At 65.6% G+C, this 18,747-nt stretch carries 17 protein-coding genes and 1 pseudogene; 7 read left to right on the forward strand and 11 right to left on the reverse strand.

From position 1 onward, the window contains the following. Window positions 1-267: 267 nt before the first annotated feature. The 3 genes from K410_RS0128070 to K410_RS0128080 form a co-directional block, all read right to left on the reverse strand. Window positions 268-1,437 (reverse strand): Gfo/Idh/MocA family protein, encoded by a 1,170-nt coding sequence (locus tag K410_RS0128070; protein ID WP_028137952.1) that lies wholly within the window; start codon window positions 1,435-1,437, stop codon window positions 268-270. 45 nt (window positions 1,438-1,482) lie between these two features. After that, window positions 1,483-1,797: a septal ring lytic transglycosylase RlpA family protein gene (locus tag K410_RS0128075; RefSeq protein WP_028137953.1), complete on the reverse strand. Its 315-nt coding sequence runs from the start codon at window positions 1,795-1,797 to the stop codon at window positions 1,483-1,485. Between the two features lie 216 nt (window positions 1,798-2,013). Then, a complete protein-coding gene (locus K410_RS0128080; protein ID WP_028137954.1) occupies window positions 2,014-2,460 on the reverse strand; it encodes a hypothetical protein in 447 nt (148 codons plus the stop codon). A 356-nt stretch (window positions 2,461-2,816) separates the two neighbouring features. Here K410_RS0128080 and glgC point away from each other — a divergent pair, with 356 nt between their 5' ends. From glgC to K410_RS0128095, 3 genes are read left to right on the forward strand one after another with little or no spacing between them, the layout of a single operon-like run. Further along, the gene (gene glgC / locus K410_RS0128085; protein WP_028137955.1) at window positions 2,817-4,079 is read left to right on the forward strand and encodes a glucose-1-phosphate adenylyltransferase; all 1,263 of its coding nucleotides are present in this window, start codon (window positions 2,817-2,819) and stop codon (window positions 4,077-4,079) included. Then, entirely contained in the window at window positions 4,076-5,530 is a 1,455-nt protein-coding gene (glgA, locus tag K410_RS0128090) for a glycogen synthase GlgA (protein WP_028137956.1), read from the forward strand. The genes glgC and glgA overlap by 4 nt, the downstream gene beginning before the upstream one ends. Window positions 5,531-5,567: 37 nt before the next feature. Beyond that, window positions 5,568-5,828, forward strand: coding sequence for a SemiSWEET transporter (locus K410_RS0128095; RefSeq protein WP_028137957.1), 261 nt, complete (start codon window positions 5,568-5,570; stop codon window positions 5,826-5,828). Between the two features lie 98 nt (window positions 5,829-5,926). On the opposite strand, the gene K410_RS0128100 is transcribed toward K410_RS0128095, so the two are convergent. Next, on the reverse strand, window positions 5,927-6,721 hold the full coding sequence (locus K410_RS0128100; protein ID WP_028137958.1) for a DODA-type extradiol aromatic ring-opening family dioxygenase: 795 nt from the start codon (window positions 6,719-6,721) through the stop codon (window positions 5,927-5,929). A 154-nt stretch (window positions 6,722-6,875) separates the two neighbouring features. On the opposite strand from K410_RS0128100, the gene K410_RS0128105 reads away from it, so the two are divergent. Further along, entirely contained in the window at window positions 6,876-7,055 is a 180-nt protein-coding gene (locus tag K410_RS0128105; RefSeq protein ID WP_028137959.1) for a hypothetical protein, read from the forward strand. A gap of 20 nt (window positions 7,056-7,075) precedes the next feature. Here K410_RS0128105 and K410_RS0128110 read toward each other — a convergent pair whose 3' ends face one another. Both K410_RS0128110 and K410_RS0128115 read right to left on the reverse strand, forming a co-directional pair. Continuing rightward, the gene (locus K410_RS0128110) at window positions 7,076-8,536 is read right to left on the reverse strand and encodes a carboxylesterase/lipase family protein (RefSeq protein WP_028137960.1); all 1,461 of its coding nucleotides are present in this window, start codon (window positions 8,534-8,536) and stop codon (window positions 7,076-7,078) included. 76 nt (window positions 8,537-8,612) lie between these two features. Continuing rightward, window positions 8,613-8,825, reverse strand: a complete 213-nt coding sequence (locus K410_RS0128115) for a hypothetical protein (protein WP_028137961.1) — start codon at window positions 8,823-8,825, stop codon at window positions 8,613-8,615. A 230-nt stretch (window positions 8,826-9,055) separates the two neighbouring features. Between K410_RS0128115 and K410_RS0128125 the strand changes: the two genes are divergently transcribed. The 3 genes from K410_RS0128125 to K410_RS0128135 all read left to right on the forward strand — a co-directional run bounded on the left by K410_RS0128125 (window position 9,056) and on the right by K410_RS0128135 (window position 12,518). Further along, window positions 9,056-11,701: a flavin-containing monooxygenase gene (locus tag K410_RS0128125; RefSeq protein WP_028137962.1), complete on the forward strand. Its 2,646-nt coding sequence runs from the start codon at window positions 9,056-9,058 to the stop codon at window positions 11,699-11,701. Between the two features lie 129 nt (window positions 11,702-11,830). Continuing rightward, window positions 11,831-12,103, forward strand: coding sequence for a hypothetical protein (locus tag K410_RS0128130; protein WP_028137963.1), 273 nt, complete (start codon window positions 11,831-11,833; stop codon window positions 12,101-12,103). 109 nt (window positions 12,104-12,212) lie between these two features. Then, window positions 12,213-12,518 (forward strand): hypothetical protein, encoded by a 306-nt coding sequence (locus K410_RS0128135; RefSeq protein WP_028137964.1) that lies wholly within the window; start codon window positions 12,213-12,215, stop codon window positions 12,516-12,518. Between the two features lie 98 nt (window positions 12,519-12,616). On the opposite strand, the gene K410_RS40585 is transcribed toward K410_RS0128135, so the two are convergent. The 5 genes and pseudogenes from K410_RS40585 to K410_RS0128160 all read right to left on the reverse strand — a co-directional run bounded on the left by K410_RS40585 (window position 12,617) and on the right by K410_RS0128160 (window position 18,205). Beyond that, window positions 12,617-12,772 carry a hypothetical protein gene (locus tag K410_RS40585; RefSeq protein ID WP_196236077.1) on the reverse strand — a complete coding sequence of 52 codons (156 nt, stop codon included), beginning with the start codon at window positions 12,770-12,772 and terminating at the stop codon, window positions 12,617-12,619. A gap of 99 nt (window positions 12,773-12,871) precedes the next feature. Continuing rightward, entirely contained in the window at window positions 12,872-13,390 is a 519-nt protein-coding gene (locus tag K410_RS0128145) for a septal ring lytic transglycosylase RlpA family protein (protein ID WP_028137965.1), read from the reverse strand. A gap of 171 nt (window positions 13,391-13,561) precedes the next feature. Further along, entirely contained in the window at window positions 13,562-15,214 is a 1,653-nt protein-coding gene (locus K410_RS0128150; RefSeq protein ID WP_080672308.1) for an NAD-dependent malic enzyme, read from the reverse strand. Window positions 15,215-15,517: 303 nt separating this feature from the next. Beyond that, a pseudogene (locus K410_RS0128155) lies at window positions 15,518-15,814 on the reverse strand (tripartite tricarboxylate transporter substrate-binding protein); the annotation flags it as partial. A 54-nt stretch (window positions 15,815-15,868) separates the two neighbouring features. Continuing rightward, window positions 15,869-18,205 (reverse strand): mechanosensitive ion channel domain-containing protein, encoded by a 2,337-nt coding sequence (locus K410_RS0128160; RefSeq protein ID WP_028137968.1) that lies wholly within the window; start codon window positions 18,203-18,205, stop codon window positions 15,869-15,871. Between the last annotated feature and the right edge of the window lie 542 nt (window positions 18,206-18,747).

Below are 18,747 nucleotides of genomic sequence, written 5' to 3' on the forward strand. Positions count from 1 at the left end.
AAACGCCGCATGCGACTGACCTGCATCCGCTACGTTGGTCTGATGAAGGCAAGCGGGCAGGTCCTACTCGCCTCGATCGCCTTCAACATGAGGCGGTGGGCCACGATCGCGGCCTGAGCCGCCCACCGAGGGCGACAACTACAGACTTGCCGGGCAATTGCCGTGTCCGTGTCCCTCTCTCCTGACGGCCTCAGCCTCAAAGGCCGATAACGCAACAGGCCCACAAGGGGAGAAGAATTGGCACCATGCTCGTGGCACTCACTGCCTCTACAACATCACCCGTCGTCCCTCCTCCGCCGCCCAATACCCGGCGTAGTTCACCTTGATCGTCTCATACGCCAGCGCGAGATCGGACAGCGGCTGCCGCCCGCTCGCCACGCATTCCATGAAGTCCTGGATCTCCTGCAGATAGCCGCGCGTCCATTCCTCCTCGAGGCAGACATATTGCCAGCCGGTTTTGCGGTCGACCTTCTCCGTGATGTAGACCGAGGCGAGCTTCTCCTCGCTGGTCTGGTAGCTCATCAGATGATTGTTCGGGGTGATGTTGGCGAACAGCGCGCCGCCGGACGTGTAGGTCTCGATCAAGTTGCGCACGCCGCCCATGATCATGTCGCCGGAGAACACGGTCGCCTTGGTGCCGTCGGAGAAGGTCGCGGTGAGCGTGCCCCAGTCTTCGACGTCGACGGGATTGGCCTTGATGTAGGTGCGCTCCTCGGGCTTGAGGCCGGCGGTGACGTTGCCGACGTCACAGGTGACGCTGGCGACGCGAATGGTCTCGCCGCGCGCCCTGGCCTCGACCTGCTTCAGATAGAGCACCGCCGAGAGCGGATGGCAGCCCATGCGGATCAGCGAGCCGCCGCCGGTCATGGCCCATTGCGCGGCATGGGCCGCATGCGAGCCGGAATGGCTCTCCTCGCCCTTCATGAACAGGATCTTGTCCCTGGTCGCCCTGACGATCTCCGCAATCTTGGTCACCGCGGGCGCGTAGACCCAGTCCTCGGCATACATGAAGAGCTTGCCGGTGCGCTCGATCGCGGCGCGCGTCTTGTCCATCTCCTCGATCACGCGCTGGTACATCAGCGCCTTCGGCACGTGCTGGCCGATCGGCCGCACATCGCCGTCGCGGCCGAAATAGCCGGCGAAAGGCTTTTCGCAGATCACGTGCTTGCCGGCCTGCATCGCCGCAACGATCATTTCCGCGTGAAGATTGGGCGGGGTGCAGATGTCGACGACGTCGATCGCGCCGTCCGCGATCAGATCGGCGAAACTGCGATAGACGCGTGTGATGTTGTGGCGGCTGGCGAATTCGACGACACGGTCGCCGCGCGCGGCCACCGCGGCAACCTCGACATCGACGCCATAGACGCGCCGGAACGCGTACATGTGCAGCTCCGACACGAAGCCGCAGCCGACGAGTCCCACCTTGATCCCAGCCATAGCCCTCACCTTTGCCTCGGGCGGCACTATAGCGCGCGGGCCGGCCTATTCCACGGAGACCCGCACCACGCCGGCGCTCATCATGCCGAGCGCACGGGCGGCCGGCACCGAGAGATCGACGATCCGGCCGCGGATGAAGGGGCCGCGATCGTTGACGCGGCACTGGATCGTGCGGCTGCCATAGGACACCCTGAGCACGCTGCCGAACGGGCGCGTGCGGTGCGCGCAGGTCAGCTCGCCGCCTTTGCCGACTTTTCCGTAGCCGTAATACGAGGCAAGGCCAGTTTCGGCCTGGGCAACGGAAATTGCACAAAACGAAAAGCTGGCCAGAGAGAAGAAAAACGTGGTTTGCGCGCGCACGGCACCGCTCCCGGTTGGCCCTGCCCGGCGCTGCAAACGTCGCTTTGTTCCCGCGGGTTCCAGCAACACTGCCGCGCAAGGCGCGGCAGTGCGATCACAGATTATTTCCGTCTGTGAAGATCAACGTGTTTTTGAGGCGCGTCTCGCCACGATCATGCTCATGCAGTTTGCCTGCATGAGCTGATCGCCTGACTCTCCCGCCACCTACGCGGGCACTCACCAATGTCGGCGGTGATAGTGACGGTGATAGACCCGGTGCGGCCGATAATAGCCGTAGCCGTAGTACGGACGATAGGGCCGATAATAGCGCGGATAGGCATAGACCGGCGCGTAGCCGTAGCCGTAATAGGCGGGGGCATAACCATAGCCGTAGCCGTAGCCGTAGCCCGGATAGCCGTAGCCGCCGTAATAATAGGGTCTGCCGTAATAGCCATACGGCGCGCCGCCGGCGATGGCGCCGCCGATGATTGCACCTGCCGCGAGGCCACCAATGGCCAATCCCCATCCACCGCCGCGCCAATGCACCGGCGTGACGTCGTCGCCGACCGCGGCCTTCATGGTCGCGACGTTGGTCGGCAGCGGGGCCGCCGCCGCCTGCTGGATTTGACCGGCGATGACCACGCCGGCCAGCGAACAGGCAATTGCCGTTTTCCAGAACCTCATCGTCTCAGCTCCTGTTTGACGTTTCGCTTGGAAAAGGATCGCAGCGGCATGATCGGGCATCGTTGCGTTATGTCAAATCCCGGGTCTTCGAGCCGGAATTTTGCGTGCGGCGCACAAGTCCCATTCATGCCTCCTGGCGAGAGGGCCGTCGGCATGCAAGCACCCGAACCATCCGCCGCCCGGCGTCGCCGCCGCGGTGCCGGAGCCGGGCGGGCAGAGCATTAAGCTTCCCGCGCTCGCAACCAACAACCTACTTCACGATTTACTATGCGTACCGCTACTATCTGTTCCAAGGGCGCGAGGGCTTCTCGCGACAAATGGCCTCGGTCTGCGCCGGGCGTGAGTGGGAGGATGACATGAGTGCCGTCGGTAATGAGCCGCTCGCCCGTCAGGCGCTGGCGTTCGTCCTGGCTGGGGGACGCGGCAGCCGGCTCCTGGAGCTGACTGACCGGCGCGCCAAGCCCGCCGTCTATTTCGGCGGCAAGTCCCGCATCATCGATTTCGCGCTGTCGAATGCCGTCAATTCAGGCATCCGCCGCATCGCGGTCGCCACCCAATACAAGGCACACAGCCTGATCCGGCATCTCCAGATGGGCTGGAACTTCTTCCGCCCCGAACGCAACGAGAGCTTCGACATCCTCCCCGCGAGCCAGCGCGTCTCCGAGAACATGTGGTATGTCGGCACGGCGGATGCGGTCTACCAGAATATCGACATCATCGAATCCCACGCCTGCCGCTTCATCGTGGTGCTGGCCGGCGACCATATCTACAAGATGGACTACGAGGTGATGCTGCGCCAGCACGTCGAGAGCGGCGCCGACGTCACGGTCGGCTGCCTGGAGATGCCACGCGCGGAATCTTCCGGCTTCGGCATCATGCATGTCGACGAGAACGGCTGGATTCAGGAGTTTCTGGAGAAGCCGAAGGATCCGCCGCCGATGCCGGGCAAGCCGGACGTCTCGCTTGCCAGCATGGGCATCTACGTCTTCGACGCAAAGTTTCTGTTCGACCAGCTCAAGCGCGACGCCGAGGACCCGGACTCCAACCACGATTTCGGCAAGGACATCATTCCCCACCTCGTCAAGAACGGCCGCGCCATCGCCCACCAGTTCTCGACCTCCTGCGTCCGCTCCAGCCGCAACAACACTGCCTATTGGCGTGACGTCGGCACCGTCGACGCCTACTGGTCCGCCAATATCGATCTCACTGACGTGGTGCCGGAGCTCGATCTGTTCGACCGCGCCTGGCCGATCTGGTCCTATTCGGAGATCACGCCGCCGGCGAAATTCGTCCATGACGAGGAAAGCCGGCGCGGTCAGGCGGTGAGCTCGCTGGTCTCCGGCGGCTGCATCATCTCCGGCGCCTCGCTGCGCCGCTCGCTGCTGTTCACCGGCGTGCGCATCAACTCCTACGCCAATGTCGAGAACGCGGTCATCATGCCCTATGTGAATGTCGGCCGCGGGGCTCGCCTGAAGAACGTCGTGATCGATCGCGGCGTCGAGATTCCCGAAGGCCTCGTCGTCGGCGAGGATCCCGAATTCGACGCAAAGCGATTCCGCACCACCGAACAGGGCATCTCCCTGATCACCCAGCCGATGATCGACGGGCTCAATAGATGATGCCTGTTCGCGTCCTCGCGGTCGCTTCGGAAGTCTATCCCATCGTCAAGACCGGCGGCCTCGCCGACGTCGCCGGCGCGTTGCCGGTCGCGCTGAAGGCGCACGGCGTCGAGATGCGCACCTTGATGCCGGGCTATCCCGACGTGATGCGGCAGGTCGCCGGCATGGCGGAGATCCAGACCTGGCCGGATTATTTCGGCGGACCGGGGCGGCTGCTGGCCGGCTCGCACCAGGGGCTCGATCTGTTCGTGCTCGACGTGCCGCATCTCTATGCGCGGCCCGGCAACCCCTACGTCACCACCGAAGGGGTCGACTGGCCGGACAATGGCGTTCGCTTCGCGGCACTGTCGCGTGTCGCCGCCGATATCGGCCACGGCCTCGTGCCGGCCTTCGTGCCCGATGTCGTGCACGCCCATGATTGGCAGGCCGGGCTCGCGCCGGCCTATCTGCATTATGACAATCGCCCGCGGCCGGCGACCGTGATGACCATCCACAACATGGCCTATCAGGGCAAGTTCGCGCGTGAGCTGATTGGGTCGATCGGCCTGCCCTGGGGCTCATTCAACGTCAACGAGCTCGAATATTTCGGCGGCATCAGCTTCCTGAAGGCCGGCCTGCAATTCGCCGACCGCATCACCACGGTATCGCCGACCTATGCCCAAGAGATCCAGAGCGACGAAGGCGGCATGGGGTTCGGCGGGCTGTTGCGCGAACGCGCCAGCGTGCTGAGCGGTATCCTCAACGGCATCGACATCGAGGTGTGGAATCCGCAAACCGATCCCCACATCGCCTACCGTTACGGCGCCGAGGACCTCACGTTCCGGGCCGCGAACAAGGCGGTGCTGCAGCAGCAGTTCAACCTCGATTCCTCGGACGAGGCGCCGCTGCTCGGCGTCATCAGCCGGCTGTCGTGGCAGAAGGGGCTCGATCTCCTGCTCGAGGTCATTCCGACCATTTTGGACCAAGGCATGCAGCTCGCGCTGCTCGGCAGCGGCGACCGCGATCTGCAGGAGCGCTATCAGGCCGCCGCCCGCGCCAATCCCGGCCGGATCGGCGTCGTGATCGGCTATGACGAGATTCTGGCGCATCTGATCCAGGCCGGATCCGACGCGCTGATCGTGCCCTCGCGCTTCGAGCCGTGCGGCCTCACCCAGCTCTGCGCGCTGCGCTATGGCGCCGTCCCGATCGTCTCGCGCGTCGGCGGGCTCGAGGACACCATCGTCGATATCGGCGAGGCCGACGCCTCGGGACGCGATGCCACCGGTTTCAAGTTCGCGCCCGTTACGGCCGAAGCGCTTGCCTGGACACTGCGCAAAGCCAATACCGCTTTCCATAACAAGGCGGCTTGGCGACGGCTGCAGCGAAACGGCCTTGCGACCGACGTCTCCTGGCGCAACCGCGCCGGCGACTATGCCGCGCTCTATCGCGATATAATCGGGGCCCACGGCTGAAGCATGACCGCCTTCGAATCCGTGCTATAGAGCCGGCATGGAACCCTTCATGATCAAGTTGATCGGCTTTGCCGCCGCGACCTGCACCACCGTGGCCTACGCGCCGCAAGCCATCAAGGTGTGGAAGACCCGCTCCACCGGCGACATCTCGCTCGGCATGTTCCTGGTGATGGTGCTGGGTCTCGCGCTCTGGCTGATCTACGGCCTGCTCTCCGGCGATGGCCCGCTGATCGCCTCGAACGCCGTCACCATGGTGCTCGCCGGCGGCATTCTCGTGATGAAGCTGCGATACGGGTGAGGGTTGTTGCTGCGTAGGGTGGATTAGCCGAAGGCGTAATCCACCACCTCAATTGCGGCCCGACGGTGGATTACGCTTCGCTAATCCACCCTACGAACTCACCCAAACACATACGACGCCATCGCGACACCCGCGACCTCGTCGACGAAGACGCGCCTGCCGACATCGCTGCCGGCGGCCCCGGCGGCCACCATCAGCGGCAGCAGATGATCTTCGCGCGGATGTGCCAGGCGCGCGCTCGGCGCGTTCTCCCAATCCACCAGCATGGCGTTGCGGCGAGCGGGATCCGGGTTGCTGATCGCCTCGTTCAGATAGGCCTCGAAATCATAGGAGACCGGCTTGGACTCCGGCCGGTTGAAGCCGCGCATGTTGTGATAGGTCAGCCCGCTGCCGACGATCAGGATGCCTTCGTCGCGGAGCGAGGCGATGGCTTCGCCGGCCTTGATGTGCTCGGCCGCATCGTAAGCAGACTTCAGCGACAGCAGCACGATCGGCATGTCGGCGTTCGGATACATCAAGCCGAGCGGCACGAAGGTGCCGTGATCAAACCCCTGATTGGGATCTTCCCGGCAATCGAGGCCGGCCCGCGTCAGCAGCGCCTTCACTTGCGCCGCGAGCTCCGGCTTGCCGGGCGCCGGATATTTGAGGTGGTAGGTATGCTCGGGGAAACCGTAATAATCGTACACCATCGGCGGCTGCGCCGAGGTCGACACGGTGAAGGCGTCGGCCTCCCAATGGCCGGTGATGACGAGCACGGCCTTCGGCCTTTCCGGGAGCAGCTGCGGCAGCCGGGCGAACTCCGCGGCGGTCTTGGCATATTGCACCCGCCTGTCCTCCATGAACGGCCAGGGACCGCCGCCATGCGACAGGAAGAGCGTCGGAAATCGCGTCATGTTGCTGGTCTCATCGGCAGGAATGCGCGCCAGTGCCGGCGCGGCCGGCGGCGAGCATAGGCAAACCGGCATGGTTAGCAAGTCGTTAACGATTTGCCGCCCAAAATCTCCGGCGTGGCCGAAGCAGTCGGCCTGAAGACAAGTGAGACGTGAGATGAGGAAGTTTGCGCTGGGGGACGTCGTCAACAGTGACAAGGGCCGCCGCGGCATCGTGCGCGCCGCCTTCAAGTCGCGCGAAGGCCAGCAATTCTACGCCATCGAGAAGGACGGCGCGATGGACTATCTGGAGGAAGACCGGCTGACGCCGGCACCGCGCGTCGAACTCGCCGCTTAAGTCCACTGCATCTCATCACGCTAGCGCGTGAGCCGGTCCAGACGCTCCGCGGCGGGATCGTCCCCGCTCGCGATGGGATCGTTGGAGATCAGCAACAGGCGATCGCGACCGGCCTCCGCGTCCCAGTGCGGCAGACCGGGACCGTTGGGATCGCCGCTCCTGGCAAAGTTGATCCAATAGGACCGCATGCGGCCTGCGACCTCGCGATCGCCTCGCGCGAAGATGCCAGCTCCAGGCACGCCTTCCGCACCGAAAATGAACTGCAACTCGCGCCCGTGCCCGCCCTCCGGGCTGGCGCGGCGTGCCTCCGGCACATAGCCGAAGCGATAGCGAAAGGTCGCCGCGCCGCTTGCGGCATGCAGGCGGGCCAGCAATCGTGCCGGTTCGGAAAAGACCTTGTCGGTATAGAACCTTGCCGCAAGCTCCGACGGCCGGACGAGACCGGGATAGAGCTCGCGCAGCTCGTCGCTCGTGAGGCCTGACGATGCGACCTCCTCCCTGATATCGGACTCGCTGTCGAAACCCGTCTCGTCATCGTTCGAGCCGATGATGAGGGGAATGCGGCTTTGATGTCTGGCCGCAAAGCCGGCGGCGATATCCTCTGTCACCAGACTTCCATCTCTCATCGGCGCGAAGCTGCGCCGCGAGGTCTGCAACAGACGGCTTTGGGCGGCCAGCAGGCGTCGCGGTTCGACGCCGCGCAGATCCGCCTGCGATCCCAGCGCCGCCGCGAACTGCCGGCCGACAGCCTCGGCCTCCTGCACCGGGCGCAGATGCGCGCGGGCGGGGATCGATTGCAGAATGGCCTTCTGAAAGAGGCCACGCGCTTGCGCGGACAGCATCAGAAGCGCGATCGACGTCGCACCGGCGCCGCTGCCGAACAAGGTGAGGTTGCCAGGATCGCCGCCGAAGGCCGCGATGTTGTCGTGAACCCAATGCAGCGCGGCGATCTGGTCCATCAGGCCGTAATTGCCGGAGCCGCCATCCGACAGCGCGGGATGAGCAAGCCAGCCGAGCGCGCCGAGGCGATAATTCGCGGTCACCACGATGAGGCCGGCCTGCGCCAGCCTGGCACCGTCGAACAACGGCTCGTTCGCGGTGCCGCTGACGAAGCCGCCGCCATGGATGAACATCATCACCGGCAGCGGACCGTCGACCCCGAAGGGGCGGAACACGTTCAGCGTGAGACAATCCTCGCTCGCCTCCGGCAAAGCGGGCTGAAGACACGTCGCGCCGTAGGCGTAGGCGGTATGCATCTCCGAGCTTTCGGGCGTCGGCTGCGGCGGACGCCAGCGCAACGCGCCGACCGGCGGCGCCGCGTAGGCCAGCCCCTTGAACGATGCCACCTCGCCTTCGACGGCCCCGAGCATCTGTCCTTCACGCGTCAGCGCGAATGGAAACTGCCCGACCGGCTGAGCCACGGCCGAGCCGGCAAGCCAGAGCAATGCGGAAGCCGCAATGAGCGCAAGCAGGGATCGCATCTTCTGGGTATCTCGATGCGCAGACGGGTTCGCGCGAGGTTATGTCCGCGGCGCGCCCGCAGGCAAGCCTCGCGGTTCACTCACCGCGCTTCGCTAGAATCTCCGCCAGCGCGCGGCGCGCGACGATGCCGAGCTCGCCGAGCGTCGAGTGCCCGGCCTGCGCGGCCTCGATCAGGCGCTCTGCGATGAATCTGCGGCTGTCGTGATCGCCGCCATGCGGCAATTGCCGGCACGTCTGCTCCAGGACGACGTCCATGTTCGCTTTGGTGCGCTCACTCAACTCTGGCATGACGCTCGGTCGCTACGCGTGGCTTGTAACCGCAAGCATACACAGGCAGATCGGGCATGATTAGCCCGGGCAATCACGGCCATTGTGCATCGCGATGCGTGCACCGCGCGCGACATTCGCGCGGCCACGATGCCGCCGCAAACGACCACCGAAGATTGCACTTGCTCTGATGACAAGCTGAACCTGCAGCGCTAGCCTGCCGGCAAAACGAAACATAAGGGAGGAATGCCATGTCTGATGCGATGGTTGCTACACGTGCCTCCGAGGAACGCGGAACCGCTCAGCAGGTCGACGTCGCCGTGGTCGGCGCCGGCTTTGCCGGCCTCTATCTCCTGCACCGCCTGCGCAAGGCCGGCTTCAAGGCCGTCGCCCTCGAAGAGGCCGGCGACGTCGGCGGCACCTGGTATTGGAACCGCTATCCCGGAGCGCGCTGCGACATCCAGACCATCGACTACAGCTACACCTTCGATCCCGAGCTCGAGACCGCCTGGACCTGGTCGGAGAAATACGCGACCCAGCCCGAAATCCTGCGCTATCTCGGCTTCGTCGCCGACCGCTACGATCTCAGGCGCGACATCCGCTTCGGGACGAAGGTCACCGAAGCCAGATGGGACGAGACGGCGGAGCGCTGGCTGCTCACCACCGACAATGGCGACCCGGTCTCCTGCCGCCATTACATCATGGCCACCGGCTGCCTCTCGGCGCCGAAGCCGCCGGAGATCGACGGCGTCAAGGATTTCAAGGGCGAGGTCTATTTCACCGGACGCTGGCCGCATGGCGGTGTCAATCTCGCAGGCAAGCGCGTCGCCGTGATCGGCACCGGCTCGTCGGCGATCCAGTCGATCCCGCTGATCGCCGAGCAGGCCGCGCATCTGACCGTGTTCCAGCGCACGCCGAACTTCGCGTTGCCGGCGCATAACGGCCCGGCGCCGTCGGACCGCATGAGCCTGCTGCAAAGCGACCGCGCCGCCTATCGCGAGCAGGCGCGCCAGTCGATGGCCGGCGTGCCTTATCCGCAGCAGACGGTCGTGAGCTGGCAATTGAGCGATGCCGAGCGCCGTGAGCGGTTCGAACGCGCCTGGGCAGCCGGCGACCTCGTCCACATCCTGACCCAGCTCTGGGCCGACCAGGCGGTCGACGTCGACGGCAACAAGATCGTCCAGGACCTGATCCGCGAGAAGATCCGCGCGGCCGTCAAGGACCCCGAGACCGCTGCCGCACTCATGCCGGACGATCACCCGTTCGGCGCCAAGCGTCCCTGCCTCGATACCAATTATTACGCCACCTACAACCGGCCGAATGTCACGCTGGTCAATCTACGGCAGGAGCCGATCAGGGCGATCACCGACAGCGGCATCACGACGGCGAAACGCAGCTTCGACCTCGACGTCATCGTGTTCGCGACCGGGTTCGACGCCATGACTGGCGCGATCCGCGCCGTGCATCCGATCACCGGGCGGGGCGGCAAGTCGCTCACCGATGTCTGGGCGCAGGGGCCGCAGACCTATCTCGGCCTCACCGTCGCGGGCTTCCCGAACTTCTTCATGATCACCGGCCCGGGCAGCCCGTCGGTGCTGTCGAACATGGCGGTCTCGATCGAGCAGCATGTCGACTGGGTGGTCGACCGCCTGGCCGCGCTGCGCGACGCCGGCCTCACCACGATCGAGCCGACCGAGACGGCGCAGGCCGGCTGGAACAGGCACATGGCCGATTGTTCGATGCTGACGCTGCACCGGCTCGCCAACACCTGGTACACGGGCGCCAACGTGCCCGGCAAGGTGCAGGGCCTGATGCCCTATACCGGCGGCGTCGGCCCCTATCGCAGCATCTGCGACGAGGTGGTGAGCCGGGGCATGCTCGGCTTCAAGCTCACCGGCCCTGATGGCGCCGCGCAATGCAATGACGGCGAGGTGGTGCGGCTGCAGCCGGACGTGCGGCTGGTGCTCAACTTGCTGGCGTCGCTGAACCTGCCGCCGATCGAGTCGATGGGCGCGGAAGGCGCGCGTGCCTTCGTGAACGAGTTCAACAAGAGCCGGCCTGCGGGACGGCCGATCGGCGACATCGTCGACGGCACCCTGCCCGTCACGGGCGGCGCGTTGCCTTACCGCGTCTACAAGCCGGCAACGCCGGGACCGCATCCGGTCGTGGTATATTTCCATGGCGGCGGCTGGGTGCTCGGCGACGAGCAATCGGACGAGCCGTTCTGCCGCGACATGGTGCGGCGGACCGGAATGATGTTCGTCAGCGTCGGCTATCGTCACGCGCCGGAGCATCGCTTCCCGACCGCCGCCGAGGACGGCTATGCGGCGACGCGCTGGATCGCCGAGCACGCCGAAGAGCTCGGCGGCAGAGCGGGCCCGGTGCTGGTCGCCGGCTGGAGTGCCGGCGGCAACGTCGCTGCCGTCACCTGCCAGCTCGCACGCGACCGTGGCGGGCCCGAGATCGCCGGCCAGCTCCTGATCTGCCCGGTCACCGATTGCAGCTTCGATCGTTCCTCCTACAACGACAATGCGACCGGCTACTTCCTGACGCGCTCGCTGATGTACTGGTTCTGGGACCTCTACTGCTCGCCGGCGGACCGCACCGATCCGCGCGTCTCGCCGCTGCGCGGCAAGGTCGCCGGCCTGCCGCCGGCCTTCGTGGTGACCTGCGAGTTCGATCCGTTGCGCGACGAAGGAATCGCTTATGCCGAGGCGATGTCGGCCGCAGGCGTCCCGGTCGAGCAGCTGAAGGCGCCCGGCCATTTCCACTCCTCCTTCACCATGGTGGATGTGGTGATCACGAGCGTACCGGGCCGGGTGCAGATGGCGGAGGCCTTGCGTCGCTTCGCCGGGCAGGCCAGCCCGGGGCACAAGATCGCGGCGGCGGCGAGCTGATCAGGCAAGCGGCCGGGAACCTTTTCCCGGCTGCTGCATTAAGGCGTCGTGGCATTGAGATGCAGCGACAGGTGTAGGCCCTGGCACGCATATTTGCGTGCTGGGGCGTTTTTTGCGTGAGGCGGGACGATGGGGGACGTTGTCGGGGAGTCAAAGGTCGATTTCGGTGCGCTTGCGGTGCTGAACAAATGGCCGTCGCTGGCCAATCAGCGTCAGCCGGACCGGGAGCCCTATCAGGTCATCGAAGGCACGCTCGACGATTGCATCTCGGCGTTCATGGACAAGCCGGTGGCGACCCGTCATCTCTATGAGATCCGCACCGCGGCGCAGCCGCCGCTGGTCACCGAGGTCCTCTCGCCCGAGCACGTCGTCGAGCTCTGGCGCCTCCGAGAGTTTCTCTGACGGCACTTCACGGAATCGCGCAGGAACCTTCTTCCGGTTTGTCCCGTTAACGGGGATCGGAAGCCAAGTCCTAAGCCAAGTCCTAAGCCAAAGTCGCGAGTGCCTGAGGATGCTTGAAGCTGGCGTATCATCATCGATCGTGCCCTACGGGGCGGACCAGACCTTGTTCGTGGTGGTCGATCGCCGCGATGAGAGCACCGAGATCCGCGTCGAACGCAACGACCTCGAAGCCACGATCGGCGAGCTCGTCGCCGGCTGCTTCAACGATCCCATCAAGGTAATCTCCTTCAACACGCTCGAGCATTGGATGAAGGATATCTCGACCGACGTCGCCGGCGAGATCCGTGCGCGCTGCGACATCGACGGAATGGAGCTGCCTGATTATCTCAGCGACTTCGTGGAAAGCCATTCCTGAAAGCGCTCTGCTTGCCCGAACAAGAAAAGCGCTGCGCCCCCGGCGCATTTGGTGTCACCTCGGCGGTGCCAACGTTCAGGCCATGGATTGTGAAGCGTCTAAGCGCGCCGGTACTTGCCGGCGATGACCTCGATCTCGCGACGGCGTTCGTCGGCAAAGGCGAGCAGCCTTTCGATCGTCAGCGTATCCGTGATCCGTCTGGCGAGCCGCTCGGCGCGCGCGGCCTGATCTTCGAGATACTGGATCGTGTTCAAGGGTCGCTCTCCCCACTGCCCCAAACTGCCCGGACACACATGGTGCTCGATAAGCCGCTAACACCCGGTTAAGCGCGGCGTCTTGTGTTGATGTGCGTCCTATTGCACGACCTCGAGCCGGACATTGGTGATGCCCTTGTCGACCATGCCGAGCGCCTCGGCCGCGGACGGCGTGATGTCGACCACGCGTCCGCGAACATAGGGTCCGCGATCGTTCACCCGGACCGTGACGAAGCGGCCGGAATCGGTGTCGGTGACGCGCAGCTTGGTGCCGAACGGCAGGGTCGGATGCGCCGCGGTCAACTCGTTCTTGTCGAACCGCTCGCCGCTCGCGGTCTCCGTATCCGAATAGAAGCTGGCAATGCCGTGCGACACGGTTTGCTTTGCGTCCGCATCGGGAGCGCGCGCCCGGCTGATCGGGCGCGGATGCAGCGCCGCCACGCGCTGCGGGCGCTCGACCGCGGCCTGCCGGCTGGCGCCGGCGAGATCGGCCTTCTGGCGGCCGACCGGCGCTTGCGCGCAGGCGGCAAGCGAGGCGGCGCCGGCGACGGCAAGCAACACCCGGCACGAGGTCGCGAAGGAAATCCGGGAAGCTTCGGCACGTGCAATGCGAGACATGATACGCCCTCCGAACGGGGGCGATTTTCGGTCGGCAATGAGGGCAGAACCTTGTCGGAACAAAAGCAGGCGTGCGGCCACCGCCATTTCGCGTCAGCTGTGACGATTCCACCACAGTGACGCGTCCTGAATCGGGACAGCCGGGCGAGGCGGACCGGCCGACGCGGTGTCTCAGTAATGCGGCTCGTACATCTGGGACTGGACCAGGGCCTTGACGTCGTTGGGCGCCGGTCCGGCCGCCAGCCCGCGCTGATAGGCGACGTCGGCAACGGCCGCGGCGATGCGGACCGAGACCTCGCGAATGCGCGGCAACGCCGGATAGAGACTGCCCTGGGCGAGGTCCTCCTTGCCGACGCAATCGGCCAGCGTATGGGCCGCCGCCATGAACATCTCGTCGGTCACCAGCTTCGAGCCGCTGGCGATGACGCCGAGGCCGACGCCGGGGAAGATGTAGGAATTGTTGCCCTGGCGCGGCACGAAGCTGCGACCGTTGAGCTTGACCGGATCATACGGGCTGCCGCAGGCGAACAGCGCCCGGCCCCCGGTGTAGCGATAGGCATCCTCGGCCGAGCATTCCGCCTTCGAGGTCGGGTTGGAGAGCGCGAACACGATCGGCTGTTCGTTGAGCTCGGCCATGGTCTTGAGCACCTCCGGCGTGAACGCGCCGCCGACCGCGGCGACGCCGATGATCGCCGTCGGCTTCAGCGTCTTGATCGCGGTGAGGAAGTCGGAGATCGGCGCCTGGCCGGCATGCGCATAGCGCAGCTTGTGGCCGGAGAGACCGTCGCGGCCGCCGACGACGAGGCCCCGGGAATCCACCAGCCAGTTGCGCCGGAGCGCGTCCGCTTCGCTAGCGCCTTCCGCCATCATGGCCGACACCACGAGATCGGCGATGCCGGTCGCCGCCTCGCCCGCGCCGAGGAACAGGATGCGCTGATCCCTGAGCTTGCCGCCGGAGATGCGCAGAGCCGAGAACAGTCCGGCGAGCGCCACCGCCGCGGTGCCCTGGATGTCGTCGTTGAAGACGCAGGCTTCGTCGCGATATTTGTGCAGCAGCTTGAACGCCGAATGATTGGCGAAATCCTCGAACTGGATCAGCACGCCCGGAAAGGTCTTTCGTGCAGCCTGCATGAACTCGTCGACGAAGCTGTCATAGGCCTCGCCCGTGAGCCGCCGCTCGCGCAGGCCGAGATAATAGGGATCGTTCAGCAGCTCTTCGTTGTTGGTGCCGACGTCGAGCACGATCGGCAGGCACGTTTCCGGGTGCACGCCGGCGCAGGCCGAATAGAGCGAGAGCTTGCCGACCGGGATGCCCATGCCGTTGGCGCCGAGATCGCCAAGCCCCAGAATGCGCTCGCCGTCGGTGACGACGATCAGCTTGGCCTGGTAGGGCCAGTTCTTCAGGAGCTCGGCGATCTGGCCGCGATCGCGCGATGAGATGAACATGCCGCGCGGCCGCTGGAAGATCAGGCCGTATTTCTGGCAGGCGAGCCCGACCGTCGGCGTGTAGATGATCGGCTGGATCTCGTCGATATGGTCGACGACGAGGCGGAAGAACAGCGCCTCGTTGCGGTCATGCAGCGCGTTCAGCGCGACATATTTTTCCAGATCGGTCGGCAGCGTGCGCAGATTGGTGAGGACGCGCTGCGCCTGCGTCTCCATCGTCAGCACGCAAGGCGGCAGCAGGCCGCGCAGGCCGAGTGCGGCGCGCTCGGATTCCGTGAAGGCGGTGCCTTTGTTGAGCAGGGGATCGCGCAGCAGCGCCATGCCTTGCGGCGGATTTGACGACGTCGATTGGGCAACGACCCGAGCAGGTCTATTCACGAATTCCCCCAAGGAGCTTCACATTGAACAGCGGACATTGTCGGCCAGCGCCCCATCGAGATCAAGGACGTAGAGACTGAGGCGCCGATTGTGATCTCGCACCGCAGCGAGATTGCCGCGAACGACTGGCGGTTACGGGAGCAAAAGTTAACGCGGCAAGACAGCTCTCTCTCCTCATGGTGAGGAGCGCGGTACGCGCGTCTCGAACCATGAAGGACGAGGTCTCGCCCACGGCCATCCTTCGAGACGGCCGCTGCGCGGCCTCCTCAGGATGAGGAAAAGTGCTTACGGCGCCATGCACAGCTATTCCGGCTTGATGTTGGCCGCCTTCACGATCGGCCACCATTTCGCGGTCTCGGCCTTCTGGAAAGCCGCGAGCGCCTCAGGCGTCTGCTGGTCGGGCGGTGGTATCTCCTGACCCAATTCGGCAAAGCGCCGCTCGACCGCGGCATCGGCAAGCACGCCGACGATGGCTGCGTTCAGCTTGGCCACGATCTCCTTCGGCGTGGTCTTCGGTGCCCAGATGCCGTGCCAGTAGGAAATATAGAGCCCCGGCAGGCCCGCCTCGTCCACGGTCGGAATGCCGGCAGCGGGCTGGAGACAGAGTGAACGCTGCCGGCTGGACGGAGGCAAGCCGGAAATTTCCGCGGGCGACTAACCGGCCGCCCGCCGCGGCGTCAGATTGGCCGCGGCATCTGCCGGCGGCGCGATGTGCATCAGGATGGTCTGGGTGGCGGATGCGATGTTGATGCCGTTCTGCTGGAAGCGCAGCTTCATGCGGCGGTTGAATTCGCGCTGGACCGGCCAGCGCCCCGCCTCGGTGCAGCGGATCTGGCCGACGATCGACACCATCGCGCCGTCCACCTTGTCGATGCCCCAAAGATCGAGGTCGCCGCGGATCAGCGCGCGGAATTCGGGTTCGCGGCGCATCTCGTCGACGATGTCCTTGAGGATCTGGCCGGCGCGGTCGGTGTCCTCCCTGTAGGCGACGTTGACGCTGACCGAGGCGTTGCCGGCGCCGCGGCTGGCATTGGTGATGGTCGTGACCGCGCTGAACGGCACGATGTGCACCGCGCCGTCGCCCGCGCGCAGGCGGATGGTGCGGATCGAGACGTTCTCGACCGTCCCGGACAGCCCCGACACGCTGACATTGTCGCCGACCTGCACCGTGTTCTCCAGCAGCAGGAACAGACCCGTGATGAGATCCTGCACCAGCTTCTGCGAGCCGAAGCCGATGGCGATGCCGACGATGCCGGCGCCCGCCAGCAGCGGCGCGACATTGACGCCGATCTCGCTCAGCGCGGTGAGGCCGACGATCGTTGCGATCAGGCAGAGCAGCGCGGTGCGCAGCATCGGCTGAAAGGTGCGCAGGCGCGCGGCGCGGGCATAGTGCCCATCGCGCGACAGCGTGTTGATCTGGCGGTCCAGCAGCGCGTTGCTGGCTTCCCAGATCGCGGCGGCGATGAACACGGCGAGGCCGATCGTCACCAAAGCGGAGATCAGCCGGCTGCCGATCTGGCCGCCGTAGAACCAGACGATGGCGTCCACACCCCAGACTTCGAGCACCGCCACCAGGCCGATGAAGACGATCACGCCCGACACGATCTTGCGCAGCAGCGGCAAATAGCGGTTGGCGCGGATCTCGAGGCCCGGAAAGCGCTGGAGAATCTCCGGCTGGATGCGGAAGCCGCGGTCGATCAGGCTCAGCGTCAGCATGACGGCGAGCCGCGTGATCACGGCGACCACGATGGTGCCGACGAAATATTGCAGCAGCAGCGAATAGCCGTTGCGGATGTTGAGCGCCCACACCGCCCACAGCGCGAGATCCAGGGCGATGGCGAGATAATGCCAGCCGCCGGCGATGCGGTTGCGCAGGCGGGCCGCGATTCCCTGCCGGTCGGCCGGCGCGCGGATGGCCTCGGCAACCTGCCGCCGGCATTGCAGGATGATGACGACGACGAAGAGGTGCACGATCAGCATCACCATGCGCAGCAGCGCGGCATAGCCGGCGCGGTGCAGACCGAGCAGCAGCGCGACATTGGCAAAGGCGATGCCGGCGACGCCGACGCCGACGATGCGGCGCGCCCAGATCTCGACATAGGCCGCCGTCTCGGCGCGCACCGGAAACAGGCCGAACGGCCCTGCCGACGCGCGCACCACGCAGATGAGCCCGCGCGAGAACGCGTAGGCGTTGACGACGGCGAGGATCACGAGGCGGACCGTGGTAGGCTGGCCGATCTCGGTGCCGAGCAACGCCGTCGCGACGCCCACGAAGACGAGAACGGGAAGCAGCTCGAGCACGAGGCGGCCGAACACGGGGGGCAGCCGCAGCATGACCTGCCAGACGCGCGCAAGGCTGTGACGGCGCTTGTGCAACTCGGGCGCGGGGGTGACATCGGCGACCGAAGACGGCGGATCGGCAATCGGCAGCACCTGCGCCGGCAGATGCGCGGCTTGCGGCACGCGTCCTTCCAGGAAGGCAACCGGGCGGCGGATCAGGCGGAACAGCACCCACTCGGCCACCAGCGCGCAACCGAGCACCAATGCGAGCTTCCAGGCGATCTCGATCAGAAGGTTATAGGCCGCGGGATCGTTGGCGGTCCGCACGATCCAGTAATAGAACGCCGGGAAATGCGTGATCGTCCGCGCCACGCTGGCGATCTCGCTCGAGATCTCGCCGATCTCCTCCGACACCGTGAGCAGGAGCTGCGCACCGAGGCCGTCAGCCGAGAGCGGGATCGGCGACGTCTGCGCGGCCGCAGGCGTCGCGGGCTGCTGTGGACCGGACGCATTGGCGATCGCGCGCAGCGTGTCGATCATCTGCGCGCGTTTCTTGTCGTCCTGGAGCGTCTCAAGCGCGCGCCTGGCCTCCTCGGGCGACAACGCGGCCGCATTGGTCGTCGCGGGCTGCGCCTGCTCGGCGCGCACGCTGGGGAAGGAGAGCGCGAGGAAGAGAACGGCGAGGAAGGCTTGGGCAAGCTTCTGCGACACGAGGATTCCCTGAAAAAAATGCATGCGCCGGCGGCGTCGGGACCACCGAAACACATGCGTCATGTCGGATTGCCGCTATTCGCCTCTCGCCTGTGTCGGAAATTGGCCTTCGAGGCGACATTCTCTTGGCATTTGTCGCGATGCGAGGTGAGGGAACTACGTCTCTGCGAAGCGAGCTTCCCGGAGGATCGCATTGAGGTCGGAGGCCATCACGCTCCGAGCGCAGGCCTCGCCCTTCGAGACGCGCTCTTCGAGCGCTCCTCAGGGTGAGGCTCAGCAGCATTGGTCCTCGTTGAAACTGCAGCCGCGCACTCGATCCTCATCCTGAGGGCCCGCCAACGGCGGACGTCTCGAAGGATGCGCCGTGGGAAAGCGGCTCTCGATGCGAGGAGGAAGGAGGACAAAAGCAGGATGTGATCGGCGCCGCCGCTTGGCCACGGCCGGCAGCACGATCGATGCGATAAAAAATACAGCGCCGGGAAGGTAGGGGCTCTGCCTCACTGATGCAGCCCGCTAAACCTTGACCCGGCGTGCCGTTCGCG

Origin of the sequence: Bradyrhizobium sp. 22 (genome assembly GCF_000482425.1) — a bacterium.
Taxonomy (GTDB): Bacteria; Pseudomonadota; Alphaproteobacteria; order Rhizobiales; family Xanthobacteraceae; genus Bradyrhizobium; species Bradyrhizobium japonicum_B.